The organism is Amorphoplanes digitatis, from assembly GCF_014205335.1.
In the GTDB taxonomy this organism is placed as follows: Bacteria; Actinomycetota; Actinomycetes; order Mycobacteriales; family Micromonosporaceae; genus Actinoplanes; species Actinoplanes digitatus.
The window spans coordinates 3,991,059-4,004,102 of record NZ_JACHNH010000001.1 but is presented as its reverse complement, the minus strand read 5'-3'; the positions used below and the strand labels follow the sequence as shown (position 1 = coordinate 4,004,102).

At 71.6% G+C, this 13,044-nt stretch carries 8 protein-coding genes; 4 read left to right on the top strand and 4 right to left on the bottom strand.

The window, feature by feature from the left end:
• Positions 1-2: 2 nt before the first annotated feature.
• Together BJ971_RS17380 and BJ971_RS17375 are read left to right on the top strand one after the other, a co-directional pair.
• On the top strand, positions 3-902 hold the full coding sequence (locus BJ971_RS17380) for an ABC transporter ATP-binding protein (protein ID WP_184994310.1): 900 nt from the start codon (positions 3-5) through the stop codon (positions 900-902).
• The gene (locus BJ971_RS17375) at positions 899-2,488 is read left to right on the top strand and encodes an ABC transporter permease (protein ID WP_184994309.1); all 1,590 of its coding nucleotides are present in this window, start codon (positions 899-901) and stop codon (positions 2,486-2,488) included. The genes BJ971_RS17380 and BJ971_RS17375 overlap by 4 nt, the downstream gene beginning before the upstream one ends.
• Positions 2,489-2,557: 69 nt before the next feature.
• On the opposite strand, the gene BJ971_RS17370 is transcribed toward BJ971_RS17375, so the two are convergent.
• Positions 2,558-4,990, bottom strand: a complete 2,433-nt coding sequence (locus tag BJ971_RS17370) for a phosphoketolase family protein (RefSeq protein WP_275411346.1) — start codon at positions 4,988-4,990, stop codon at positions 2,558-2,560.
• A 382-nt stretch (positions 4,991-5,372) separates the two neighbouring features.
• Between BJ971_RS17370 and BJ971_RS17365 the strand changes: the two genes are divergently transcribed.
• The gene (locus BJ971_RS17365) at positions 5,373-5,642 is read left to right on the top strand and encodes a hypothetical protein (protein WP_184994308.1); all 270 of its coding nucleotides are present in this window, start codon (positions 5,373-5,375) and stop codon (positions 5,640-5,642) included.
• 228 nt (positions 5,643-5,870) lie between these two features.
• Positions 5,871-8,537, top strand: coding sequence for a PEP/pyruvate-binding domain-containing protein (locus BJ971_RS17360; RefSeq protein WP_184994307.1), 2,667 nt, complete (start codon positions 5,871-5,873; stop codon positions 8,535-8,537).
• 54 nt (positions 8,538-8,591) lie between these two features.
• Here BJ971_RS17360 and BJ971_RS17355 read toward each other — a convergent pair whose 3' ends face one another.
• From BJ971_RS17355 to BJ971_RS17345, 3 genes are all read right to left on the bottom strand, one after another.
• Entirely contained in the window at positions 8,592-11,345 is a 2,754-nt protein-coding gene (locus BJ971_RS17355) for a cation-translocating P-type ATPase (RefSeq protein WP_184994306.1), read from the bottom strand.
• 164 nt (positions 11,346-11,509) lie between these two features.
• Positions 11,510-11,782, bottom strand: a complete 273-nt coding sequence (locus BJ971_RS17350) for a DUF1876 domain-containing protein (protein ID WP_184994305.1) — start codon at positions 11,780-11,782, stop codon at positions 11,510-11,512.
• A gap of 287 nt (positions 11,783-12,069) precedes the next feature.
• Positions 12,070-12,996 carry a universal stress protein gene (locus BJ971_RS17345; RefSeq protein WP_184994304.1) on the bottom strand — a complete coding sequence of 309 codons (927 nt, stop codon included), beginning with the start codon at positions 12,994-12,996 and terminating at the stop codon, positions 12,070-12,072.
• Positions 12,997-13,044: the final 48 nt, after the last annotated feature.

Below are 13,044 nucleotides of genomic sequence, written 5' to 3'. Positions count from 1 at the left end.
TCATGACCGAGGCGATCCGCGCGGACGCGCTGGTCAAGACGTTCGGGCGCACGCGTGCGCTCGACGGGCTCGATCTCGTTGTGCAGACCGGGGAGGTGCACGGCTTCCTCGGCCCCAACGGCGCCGGCAAGTCCACCACCATCCGGATCCTGCTCGGGCTGCTCCGCGCCGACGCCGGCGCGGTCCGCCTGCTCGGCGGCGACCCATGGCGGGACACCGCCGAACTGCACCGCCGCCTGGCGTACGTGCCCGGCGACGTCACGCTGTGGCCCAACCTTTCGGGCGGCGAGGTCATCGACCTGCTGGGCCGGCTCCGCGGCGGCCTCGACCTGAAACGCCGCGCCGAGCTGCTCGAGCGCTTCGATCTCGACCCGAGCAAGAAGGGCAGGACCTACTCGAAGGGCAACCGGCAGAAGGTCGCGCTCATCGCCGCCCTCGCCTCCGACGTCGACCTGCTCCTGCTCGACGAGCCGACCTCCGGCCTCGACCCGCTGATGGAGGAGGTCTTCCGTCAGGTGATCCGCGAGGAGCAGCGGCGTGACGGCCGTACCGTCCTGCTGTCCAGCCACATCCTCGCCGAGGTCGAGGCGCTCTGCGAACGGGTGACCATCATCCGCGAGGGCCGCGCGGTCGAGACCGGCACGCTCGCCGGCATGCGGCACCTGACCCGTACCTCGATCCAGGTCGACCTCGCCGGGCCCGCGAACGGTCTCGCCGAGCTTCCCGGCGTGCACGACGTGCAGACCTACAACGGCACCGTGCGCTTCGATGTGGACACCACCGCGCTCGACGCCGTGCTGCGGCAGCTCACCACGGTGGGCATCCGGAGCCTGACCAGTCAGCCACCGACCCTGGAGGAGCTGTTCCTGCGCCACTACGACCGGACGGAGGCGGCCCGGTGAACTCGCTGACCGGCACGCTTGCGCTGGCGCGGCTGGCGCTGCGGCTCGACCGGGTCCGGCTGACCGTGTGGGTGCTCGGGCTCGCGGTGATGCCGATGGGGACCGCCGCCAACTACCTCAAGCTGTACCCGACCGAGGCGGACCTGCGTGCGGTGAGCGACGTTCTCGCCAACCCGTCGCTGGTCGCGCTGAGCGGCCCGCTGTTCGGCGTGTCGATCGGTGGGCTCACCGCGTGGAAGATCGGCGTGACCGAATTCATCCTGGTCGCGCTGATGAGCCTGCTGACGGTCGTGCGGCACACCCGGACCGAGGAGGAGACCGGCCGGTTGGAGCTTCTCCGCGCCACGGTGATCGGGCGCCATGCGCCGCTCACCGCCGCCCTGCTCGTCACCGCGCTGGCGAATCTGGCCATCACGGTGCTCATCGCACTCGGCCTGATGGCCACCGGGCTGCCCGCCGCCGGTTCGGCGGCGTTCGGCCTCGCGACCGGCCTCGTCGGGATGCTGTTCGCCACGGTCGCGGCGGCGGCCGTGCAGCTCACCGCGAGCGCCCGGGCGGCGACCGGCATCGCCGGCGCCGTCCTCGGCGGCACCTATCTGCTGCGCGCGGTCGGCGACACGGGGCCGACCTGGTTGAGCTGGCTGTCGCCGACCGGGTGGGGCCTGCACATGCGCCCGTACGGCGGTGAACGGTGGTGGGTTGCCCTACTGTTCGTCGTGGTCTCGGCTGTCTTCGCCACGGCCGGGTACGCGCTCGTGGATCGCCGCGACCTGGGCGCCGGCCTGCTGGCGGAGCGGCCCGGGCCCGCCGTTGCGTCGCCTGGACTGCGTAGCCCGCTCGCGCTCGCCTGGCGGTTGCACCGCGGCCTGCTCCTGGGCTGGACCGTGGCACTGGCGCTGACCGGGGCGGTCATGGGTGGCGCCGCCGCCGGCATCGGGGACCTGAAGTCGCCGAACCAGCAGCTCACCGACGTACTGACCCGGATGGGCGGCAGCAGCGGCCTCACCGACGCGTTCCTTGCCGCGATCTTCGGCATCACCGGCATCGTCGCCGCCGCCTACACCGTGCAGGCGACGCTGCGCATGCGCCAGGAGGAGAGCAGCGGGCGGGTCGAGGTGCTGCTGGCCACGCGCGTCAGCCGGCTGGGCTGGGCGGCCAGCCACCTGGTGTTCGCGCTGCTGGGCACTGCGCTGCTACTGGCCGTGGCGGGCGTCGCCGGCGGTCTCGCGTACGGCGCGCAGGTCCACGACATCGGCGGGCAGGTAGGGCGACTGCTCGGCGCCGCACTGGTGCAGCTGCCGGCCACGTGGGTGCTGGCCGGGCTCGGCACTGCCCTGATCGGCTTTGCGCCGAGGCGCGCCTCGCTGACCTGGGCCGCGCTCATCCTGTCGGTCCTGCTCTTCGAGCTCGGTGCGCTGTTCGGGCTGAACCAGCGAGTCCTGGACCTCACACCGTTCGCGCACGTGCCGAAGCTGCCCGGCTCCGCGTTCACCCTGACGCCGGTGCTGTGGCTCACCGTCATCGCCGCCGTCCTCGGCGCGGCCGGCCTCGCCGGGCTCCGCCGCAGGGACATGCCAGTGACGTGAACACCTCCGAGTCGAGGGCCGCGCGCATCGACGCGCGCGGCCTCGGGTCCCGTCATCCAGGGCGTCCTATCAGCCTCGCTGCGCGCGATCGCCGAGGGACCAGTCACGGACCTCGGGCATGTCCTCGAGATGCTCGACGATGTACGCGTCGTGCTTCGCCAGCTGCTGCTCACACCACTGTTTGAGGACGGTGGCGCCGCGCGGCAGCCGCTTGGCGTTGTTGATGGCGTCCATGACCAGGTGGTAGCGGGAAGCCTGGTTGCGCACGGTCATGTCGAACGGCGTCGTGGTGGTGCCCTTCTCGATGAAGCCGCGGACCCGGAACCGGTCGGCGTCGGGCCGGCCGTGCACCAGCTGGTGGATGGCGCCTGGATATCCGTGGAAGGAGAACACGACGTCGACGGTGTCGGTGAACAGTTCCGTGAACTGGGTCTCGCTCATGCCGTGCGGGTGGTCCTTGGGCCGGGGCAGCGTCATCAGGTCGACAACGTTGACCACCCGGACCTTGAAGCCGGGCAGCCGCTCCTTGAGGATCTGCGCGGCCGCGACGGTCTCCATGGTGACCACGTCGCCGGCGCAGGCCAGCACGATGTCCGGGTCGCTGGTGCCGTCGTCGGTGCCGGCCCATTCCCAGACGCCGGCGCCGCGAGTGCAGTGCTCGATCGCCTCGTCCATCGTCAGGTACTGCAGCTGCGGCTGCTTGTCGATGACGATCAGGTTGACGTACGAGCGGGACCGGAAGCAGTGGTCGGCCACCGACAGCAGGCAGTTCGCGTCCGGCGGCAGGTAGACCCGGGCGATATCGCCGCGCTGGGTCAGCACCACCTGGATCAGGCCGGGCCCCTGGTGCGAGAAGCCATTGTGGTCGTTGCGCCACGCCGTCGAGGTCAGCAGCACGTTCAGGCTCGGCACCTCGGCCCGCCACGGCAGATTCCTGGCCTCCTGCAGCCATTTGCCGTGCTGGACGGTCTGCGAGGCGCTGACCATCGCGAACGCCTCGTAGGTGGCGAACATGCCGTGCCGCCCGGTGAGGTTGTAGCCCTCCAGCCAGCCGTGGCAGCTGTGCTCGGACAGTACCTCCATGACGCGCCCGTCCCGGCCGATTGCCACGTCGCCGGGTGACACCCGTTCCATGAAGGCCCGGTCGGAGACCTCGAAGACAGCGCCGAGGCGGTTGCTGTTGGTCTCGTCCGGGCAGAAGAGCCGGAAGTTGTCGGGGTTGCGGGTGTAGACGTCGCGCATCAGCTCGCCGAGCTTGCGGGTCGACTCGGCGCGGCTCGCGCCCGGCCGCTCCACGTCGACGGCGTAGTCGCGGAAGTCCGGGATCTCCAGGTCGCGGGTGAGCAGCCCGCCGTTGGCGTGCGGGCTGGCGCCCATCCGCAAGTCGCCCCTCGGCGGCAAGGCGAGCACGCCGGCGGTGGGCGCGCCGGCGTCGTCGAAGAGTTCCTCCGGACGGTACGACCGGAGCCAGCGCTCCAGGATCGCCAGGTGCTCGGGGTTGTCCCGCACCCCGGACAGCGGAACCTGGTGCGAGCGCCACGTGCCGGTGACCGTGATGCCGTCGACCTCGTCCGGCCCGGTCCAGCCCTTCGGCGACCGCAGAATGATCAGCGGCCAGCGCGGGCGGCTGCCGTCCCAGTCGCCCTCGCGGGCCGCGGTCTGGATTGCGCGGATCTTGCCCCAGGCCTCGGCCAGGACGGCAGCGAACCGGTAATGCATGCCGGGCAGGTCGGAACCCTCGACCTCGATCACGTCGTAGCCGTGACCGTGCAACAGGGCACGGACCTCGGCCGGGTCCTTGCGGCCCAGCACCGTCGGCCCGGAGATCTTCGCGTCGTTGAGGTGCAGGATCGGCAGGACAGCACCGTCGCGGGCCGGGTTGAGGAACGAGACGCCCTTCCAGGAGCCCTCCAAGGGGCCGGTCTCGGCCTCGCCGTCGCCGACCACCGCGATCGCGAGCAGGTCCGGGTTGTCCATGACCGCGCCGAACGCGTGTACCAGCACGTAGCCGAGCTCGCCGCCCTCGTGAATGGAGCCGGGCGTGGTGACCGACACGTGGCTGGGTATTCCGCCGGGGCTGGAGAACTGCCGGAACAGCCGCAGCATGCCGGCCTCGTCCTGGCTGATCTTCGGGTAGATCTCGGTGTAGGCGCCCTCCAGGTAGCCGGCGGCGACCAGCGCCGGGCCGCCGTGTCCGGGTCCGGCCAGGTAGATGGCCTGCTGACCGGTGTGCCGGATCAGCCGGGACACGTGCGCGTAGATCAGCGCGAGGCCGGGGCTGGTGCCCCAGTGGCCGAGCAGCCGCGGCTTGATGTGCGCGGGCGTCAGCGGCTCGCGCAACAGAGGATTGCCCTGCAGGTAGATCTGCCCGATCGTCAGGTAATTGGCGGCCCGCCACCAGGCATCCAGCTGAGCAATCTCTGTCTCGTTCGGGGCAGCGAGCTCTCGGGCCGTCTCATCGTCGGCGCGGGTGGCGAGCTGGTTGTCCGATATGGCGGTCACGGTAGTTCCTTTCGGGAGGGCAGAGCTCCGACTGTTCCGTCTCACCGTAGGTCCGCCGTGATCACACGGTCAGGGGCCAAGGGCGCCCACGGCGGGCCGTCCGGCCCTCGCGGGCGGGACCTTCGCCCGGGCCGTTCGGCTCTGGCGCGAATCGGGGTCGGTGCCGCAACCAGGTGCTCGTTGCTGTGGGGCGGGACGTTCGGCCCGGCGCTTCGTTGCGTTCGCCGCTGCCGTTCGCGCTCCCGGTGCCACATGCTCGATATGGCGGGCCCGGCAGCGCGGGCCGAAGGAGGTTCACCATGAGCACGCAAGGTATTCAGATCCGCGACGCGTCCACCGGAGACCTGGCCGGTGTCTGCCGCGGGCCGGCCCCCTCCGGGAGATGCCGCAGGCCGAGGCCTGCCGTGCGGAGTGGGACGCCGGCGCGGCCCACGAGACCAGGCGAGTCTTCGCCAGGGCCGCCGCCGGAGATCGCCGCTACAACAAGATGACAACCCGTCAACTGAAGAAGACCGGTCTGTGGCGCTGGCGCCTGTCCACCTCCGCCATCCAGCTGACGAAGTCCGAGCAGAAGCAGCGGGAACGGGCACGCATCTACCTGAGGTTCGCCGAGTTCCGGCGCCTGTCCACCCTCCAACTTCGACGCCGTTGACCACGGCCACGTCCACCGTCGCCGATTCCTCGAGAGGAAGGTACGCAGGACGTCGGTCTCGACGACGGCGAGGATCTCCTGGTCCGGACGCAGGTGCACCTTGAGCAGGTCGGCGCGGGAGACGATGCCGGCGAGTGCCGGGGACCGTTTGGCAATCTCTGGCGACTGCCCAATGCGAAGGGCGTCGCTGACTATCGTCGAGGTACCTGATCCTCGAGGAGACTCGCCATGTCCGCCGACCCCTCCCGATCCGCGCCGCGCCCGGCCTCCCGCTTGGTGCTCGACCTCGCCGACATAGACGCCACCATGCTCGGCGAGGTCGGCGGCAAGGCGGCCAACCTCGGGGAACTCACCCGCGCCGGCCTGCCGGTGCCGCCCGGCGTCTGCGTCACGACCGCCGCCTACCACGAGGTCACCCACGCCCTTCCCGGGCTCGCCGAGATGATCGATGATCTGGTCGCCACCGCACCCGGCGACCCGCGGCGGCTGACCGACCTCGCCGGCCGGGTGCGGGACGCACTGCGCGCGGCGCCCGTCCCGGCAGCGATCGGGGCCGCCATCGCCGATGGGTACCGTGGCATGGACGCGGTCGCCGTGCGCTCCTCGGCCACCGCCGAGGATCTACCGTTCGCCAGCTTCGCGGGCCAACAGGACACCTATCTCAACGTCGTAGGTGAGACGGCGGTGCTCGACGCGGTACACGGCTGCTGGGCCTCGCTGTGGACCGATCGGGCCGTCACGTACCGGGCCGCGAACGGCATCGACCACCGCGCCGTCCGCCTCGCCGTGGTGATCCAGGCCATGGTCCCCTCCTCCGTCGCCGGCGTGTTGTTCACCGCCAACCCGGTCACCGGCCGCCGCCACGAGGCGGTCATCGATGCCAGTCCGGGGCTGGGTGAGTCGGTCGTGTCCGGCGCGGTCAACCCCGACCATTTCGTGGTCGACACCGCGACAGGCGAGATCCGCCAACGCCGTCTCGGCGACAAGAAGACGCTTGTCCGAGGGATACCGGGCGGCGGCGTCGAACACGTCGTCAATGCCGGCGACGCCGGCAGCGCATGCCTGACCGAGGCACAGGTACAGGCCGTCGCGGCACTGGGCGCTCGCGTCGAGGCGCACTACGACGGTCCGCAGGACATCGAATGGGCCATCGACGCGGGCGGCACGCTGTGGCTGACCCAGGCCCGGCCGGTCACCACGGTCTACCCTTTGCCGGCCGCCCGGGACGGACTGCGCGCCTACTTCTGCTTCACCCTCGCGCAGGGTCTGACCCGGCCCTTGACGCCCCTCGGCCTGGCCGTGTTCCGGCTGCTCAGCAGCGGTGTCGCTGAGCTGCTCGGCCGCCCGGTCGCCGACCCGGTCACCGGGGCCGGCCCATTGTCACAAGCCGGGCTGCGCTTGTTCGTCGACCTGACCGGCGTGCTGCGGAGCCGGGTCGGCCGGGCGGTCGTGCCGCGAGTGTTCGACGTGATGGAGGCCCGCGCCGCCGTGGTGATGCGCTCGCTGTTCGACCGGCCCGAGTTCGCGCTCACCCACCGTTCCGTACTGCCCGCCGCGGCCCGTGCCGTGCGGATCGCCACCCGCCATCGGCTCCCGCTGCGTGTCGTGCGAGCGATGCGAGATCCGCAGCGGGTCCGCCGTGACCTCGACGGCCTGGCCGACGCCGCCCACCGACGGCTCGACCTGCCCGCCACCACCACCGCCGGCGACCGGCTCGACCTGGTCGAACAGGTCCTCGCCCATGAGGTCGTCGGCGTCGTCATGCCGGTCGCCGCGCCGGCCGCGGCCGCCGGCTTCGCCATGCTCGGCCTGGCCGGCCGGATGCTGCGCCCCGACCTGGCGCCTGGCGAGCTGCAAACCGTGCTGCGCGGCCTACCGAACAATGTCACCACCGAGATGGACCTGGCGTTGTGGCAACTGGCCAGCCGGATCCGCACCGCCGGCGAGACCCTGGACGCGGATCCCGGCTCACTGGCCCACCGGTACCGTGCCGGCACCCTGCCGCCGGTCGCTCAGCAGGGCCTGGCGGCCTTCCTCGACCGATACGGTCACCGTGCTGTCGCCGAGATCGACCTCGGCCTGCCGCGTTGGTCGGAGGACCCTCGGCACGTGCTCGGCGTGCTCCTGAACTACCAGCGCCTCGACAACTCCGCCGCTGCCCCGGACGCCGTGTTCGCCGCCGGCGCCCGGCAGGCCGAGGAGATGACCGCGACCCTGATCGGCCGCGCCCGCGGCGGGCTGCGCCGCCGCGCGGTCCGGTTCGCTCTCGGCAGGGCTCGAGCCCTGGCCGGGCTGCGGGAATTTCCGAAGTACTACCTCATCGTCGTGCTGGCCGCGGTACGCCGGCAACTGTCCGTTGTCGGTACCGAACTGGCCACCGCCGGCCGGATCGGCACCGCCGACGATGTGTTCTTCCTCGACCCGCCCGAGATCCGCGCGGCGCTCGCCGGCAGCGACCAGCATGCCCTGATCGCCGCTCGCCGCGAGGAGTACGACCGGGAAATGCGCCGCCGGCATGTGCCCCGGGTGCTGCTCTCCGACGGCACCGAGCCGGAGCGTGACCTGCACGGCCCGGCCGCCCCGGACGGCGCGCTGGTCGGCACACCGGCCTCGGCGGGCACGGTCACCGGCCCGGCCCGGGTGATCCTGGACCCGGTCGGCGCCCACCTGGAACCCGGTGAGATCCTGGTCGCCCCGTCCACCGACCCGGGTTGGACCCCGCTCTTCCTGACCGCCGGCGGCCTCGTCATGGAGATGGGCGGCGCCAACTCGCACGGCGCCGTGGTGGCTCGTGAATACGGCATCCCCGCCGTCGTCGGCGTCGCCGGCGCCACCACGCACGTGCGTACCGGTCAGCGGATCACCGTCGACGGCACCACCGGTCTGATCACCTGAGCCTGGTGCGGCACCATCGTGGTGCGTCAAGACCTGTGCCGGCAGAGTGACACCTCAACCCGCAACGACGCGGTGGCGCCGCCTGGAGATCCAGCGGGCGATCTCGTCGGCGCCCCACACGATCAACGGGAACGGGGCGATGAGGGCCAGGTGCGACCAGCCGAGCGCGGCGGTGCCGAACACGTGCTGCAACGGCGGGGCATAGACGACCGCGGCCGTGAAGAGCAGTTCGAAAGCGATGCCCCACAGCAACAGCGGATTGGTGAACAGCCCGATGCTGAACAGCGACGCCCGGTCGGTGCGGGCGGCGAACGCGGTGCCGATCTGGCAGGCGACGATGCCTGCGAAGGTGACCGTGGTGGCCTGCAGGTAGGCCTGGTGCAGGGCGGTGCCGGGCCCGGTCGGGTCGCCGGGATGCCAGCCCGAACGCCACAGGGTGAACAGGTAGGCGCCCATGACGAGCACCGCGGAGACCCCGCCCAGCAGCAGCCAGGCACGCAACAGCAGCTTGCGGTCGATGACGCCGGCGGTCCGTGGCCGGGGCCGGCGAGCCATCAGCCCCGGCTCGGCGGGTTCGCGGCCCAGCGCCAGCGCGGGCAGAGTCTCCGTGCCGAGGTCGATCGCGAGGATCTGCAACACCGTCAGCGGCAGCGGAACCGCACCTCCGGATAGCGCGAAGATCAGGAAGGGCACGACCTCCGGCACGGCGTGCGCGAAGATGTACAGCACGAACTTGCGGACGTTGTCGAACACCTCCCGGCCCGCACCGACCGCCGTGACGATCGTGGCGAAGTTGTCGTCGGTCAGCACCATCGTGGCGGCCTCTCGGGCCACGTCGGTACCGGAGCGGCCCATGGCGACGCCGATGTCGGCGTGGCGCAGCGCGGGGGCGTCGTTGACCCCGTCACCGGTCATCGCCACCACCTCACCGCAGGCCCGCAGCGCCTCACAGATTCGCAGCTTCGCCTCCGGCGCGGAGCGCGCGAAGACCATCTCCTCCTGGCCCTCCAGGAGGCGGTCGAGCTCGGCCTCATCGAGCCCGTCCAGCTCGTCGCCACCGACGATCCGGCTACCGGCGTCTCCGATGCCGACCTGGCGCGCGATGGCGGCCGCGGTGGGTCCGTAGTCGCCGGTGATGACGTGGATGCGTATGCCGGCCCGGTGCGCCTGCTCGACCGCCTCGGCGACGCCGGGTCGCGGCGGGTCGACCATGGCCACCAGGCCGAGCAGGGTCAGGTCCGCCTCCGCGGCGCCGCGGTCGGCCGGCACGCTCGGGCCGGGTCCGAGGGCGCGGTGTGCGACCGCGAGCACGCGCAGGCCGTCGACGGCGTACCGGTCCAAGGTGTACTGGATTTCTGTGCGTCTGCGATCGGTCAGCGGCTCGGTGCCGCCGTCGGCCGCGAGCAGGCCGGTGCAACAGGCGAGTACCGATTCCGGGGCGCCCTTGGTGTGCACCCACAGCGCCCCCGCGGTCTCGTCGACGCTGGTCATGCGCTTGAGGTGACCGTCGAAGTGGTACAGAGCCCGGCGCGCCGGGTCCCGCGTCGCCGGCGTGACCCCCGCCCCGAGATCGGCCGCGAGGCGCAGCAGGGCGAGTTCGGTGGGATCGCCGCCGCTCTGCGCCGCGTCCGTCGTGGCTCGGGCGGTCGTGCAGGCCGCGGCCGCGGCCGCGAGGAGACGTCCTTGCGCGTCGTCTCCCATCGTCGCGGCGGCGACATCCCGACCGGACAGCCACAGGCGGGTGACAAGCATGCGATTCTCGGTCAGGGTGCCGGTCTTGTCGGTGCAGATGACCGTCGTCGAACCGAGGGTCTCCACGGCCGAGAGGCGTTTGACCACCGCGCCCTTACGGGCGAGCCGGCGGACTCCGACCGCAAGCGCCAGGGTGATGATGGGTAGCAGGCCTTCGGGGACGTTCGCGACGATCAGGCCGATGGAGAAGCTGATCGCGGCGCTCCAGCCGAGCCCGGCCCACACGCCGATGGGAAGGAACGCCACGCCCGCGGTGACCGCGACCACCGCGATGATCCACGTCGCCCGGCGGACCTGGATCTCCAACGGGCTGGGCTGACCCGGGCCTCGCTGTGCCAGCGCGGCGATGCGGCCGAGTTCGGTGTGCATACCGGTACGGACCACAACCGCCGTCGCCTCACCGCCGAGGCACGTGGTGCCGCTGAAGACGAGCTCGGCGGCGTCCAGCAGGGAGGTGGCCACGTCGGTGGCCTGGGACGAGCGGATGACCGGCATCGACTCGCCGGTCAGCGCCGACAGATCGATCGTGAGCTCGCCGTCGATCAACCGGGCGTCGGCGCAGACCCGGTCGCCCTCCGCGACGACCAGGACGTCGCCGGGGACCAGGTCCGCGGCCGGGATCTCGGTGCGGACCCCGCCGCGGACGACCTGGGCGGTCGCCGGCAGGAACGCGGTGAGCGCCTCCACCGCGCGTTCCGCCTGCATCTCCTGCACGAAGGCGAACGCGGCGTTCAGCAGGATCACCGCAACCACCGCGACCGCCAGCGCCGGCGAGCCACCCACCCAGGCCAGCACGGCGGCGACGGCGAGCAGGACCGCCAGCGGCTGAGTGAACTGCGACAACAGTTCGCCCGGCCAGCGGCGGCCGACACGCCGGGACAGCACGTTCGGCCCGTACACCACGAGACGGCGGGCGGCCTCGCGGGAACCGAGGCCGGCCGGGGACGTCCGCAGATCCCGGAACAGCGTGCCCATGGGTTCCCGGCTGTCCACCGTGACCGCGCCCTGGTCCGGTCCCTGCCCGGACACCGCCGGGCCGACATCGCGGACGCTCATCGCGGCAGCCGCCGCTCACGCGCATGCTCCCCCTGCCGTACCGGGTAGCGCACCTCCCAGTCCTCCACGACCGCGGGCGGACAGCGACCGGTATGCAGCGTGTTCATGACTCCCCTTCGTGCATCCTTTGGGCCACACCGCGCCGGACGGACCGCCGCGAACTGTCAGGACCTCAGGTGTACCGGCCGATGGGTGAACTGCTCGATGTCGCCCGCGGCCACGTCGAGCAGCTTGTAGGCCAAATCGGCCAGCGCCCTGGCGGTGGCCAGTTCGTCGCCGATCTCCGGGACCTCCCGGTCCCTCGGGCTACGATGCGCGTCGCCCTCACCACGCAGAAGGGGACGCATGCTGTGCAGGACTGCGGCGGCGTGGGTACGGCCCTCGTCCTCGTGCTCGTTGATCGTGATCTCGACCGTCCAGGTTCGTGTCAGGCCCATGACGGCACCTCCTCAGGCTGGCTCTCTCCCATTCCAGCGCCGGTTCGATGGCCGTCCCAGGGCCAATGGTCCTGGACACCTCGGGCATTACTCCCTGGCGAACCCGTGCTGTGAGGCACAAGGGCACGGGTCCGGTGGCTCGACGACGGGCGGACCACACTCATCGTCCCCAGCCCTCAGGCCCGTATCGAATCGCCACGCAGCCGAGGCCGGAGACGGCGATGCCCGCGTCATGAGCAGTGAACCATGAGTCCCCCGATGTCCGCTCCCGAAGGTCGCCGCCAGGATCAGCCGATCAGAAAGATCGGGCAGTACGCGTGTTGCAGCAGGTTCCGGCTGACCGAGCCGAGGAGCGTCACCGGACTTCCGGCAGCGCTGTGCCGGCCGAGCACGAGCGCGGCCGCACGGTTCGAGGCGTCGCCGAGGGCGGTCTCCGGGTCGGCGTCGATCGTCCGGTGATGCACCCGGACGCCCTCCACCATCTCGAGCCGGTCGGCCGGGGCGGCATTCGGGTCGGCGTGCAGCATCACCACCTCACATCCGCGGGCGCGGGCCTCGGCCAGAGCGAACCCGGCCACCGGCGTGAGCTGACCCGGCTGGTCGGCGCCGACGACGATCGGGCGCTCGCCGAATCCGGGTCCCGGCGGCCACCCGGGCACCCGAACGACCAGGACCGGCCCCCTATGTTGTGCGGCCACCCGTTCGCCGACGCTGAGCCCGAACGCGGTGTACGCCGTGCCGTGCCGGTGCCCGACGACGACCATCGACGCGGTCGCCGCCTCGGCGAGCAACAGCCGGCCCGCCGAACCGACGGCGAGCGTGCTGGTCACCATCAACGAGGGCGAGCAGGCGTGCACGCGGTCGGTGAGCCGCCGCAGCAGCTGGGCGCCGGCGTCGTGGGAGGGTGGCCGCAGACCGCCCGCCCGCTGCACATGGACGATGCGCAGGGCCCAGCCACGCAATTCGGCCTCGATCGCGGCGTGGTCGACGGCCGTATAGCTGATCGGGGTCTCGTCCGCGCCGACCAGAACCACCCCGGTCGTGGTGCCGCGCGGAACGGTTGACCGGATCGGGGCCGAGACGGCCTCCTCCGTGCGGTAAACGGCCGCTCCCAGGTATCGGTTGATGGCCTCACCGTACCGATTTAGGTGGCCGGCATCCGCGCTCTGGTGCCTGCTGTCCTGTTGCACTCTGTGTGTTTCGAGGTTCTTCATGGCCAACCTCCCGAGCGCTTACGTCTCCGTTCCAGCACACCGCGAACA

What these genes read in the sequence shown, in the direction of transcription:
- BJ971_RS17380 (WP_184994310.1), top strand. Translation starts at nt 3, where the DNA reads ATGACCGAGGCGATCCGCGCGGACGCGCTGGTCAAGACGTTCGGGCGC.
- BJ971_RS17365 (WP_184994308.1), top strand. Translation starts at nt 5,373, where the DNA reads ATGCCGCAGGCCGAGGCCTGCCGTGCGGAGTGGGACGCCGGCGCGGCC.
- BJ971_RS17360 (WP_184994307.1), top strand. Translation starts at nt 5,871, where the DNA reads ATGTCCGCCGACCCCTCCCGATCCGCGCCGCGCCCGGCCTCCCGCTTG.
- BJ971_RS17355 (WP_184994306.1), bottom strand. Translation starts at nt 11,345, where the DNA reads ATGAGCGTCCGCGATGTCGGCCCGGCGGTGTCCGGGCAGGGACCGGAC.
- BJ971_RS17350 (WP_184994305.1), bottom strand. Translation starts at nt 11,782, where the DNA reads ATGGGCCTGACACGAACCTGGACGGTCGAGATCACGATCAACGAGCAC.
- BJ971_RS17345 (WP_184994304.1), bottom strand. Translation starts at nt 12,996, where the DNA reads ATGAAGAACCTCGAAACACACAGAGTGCAACAGGACAGCAGGCACCAG.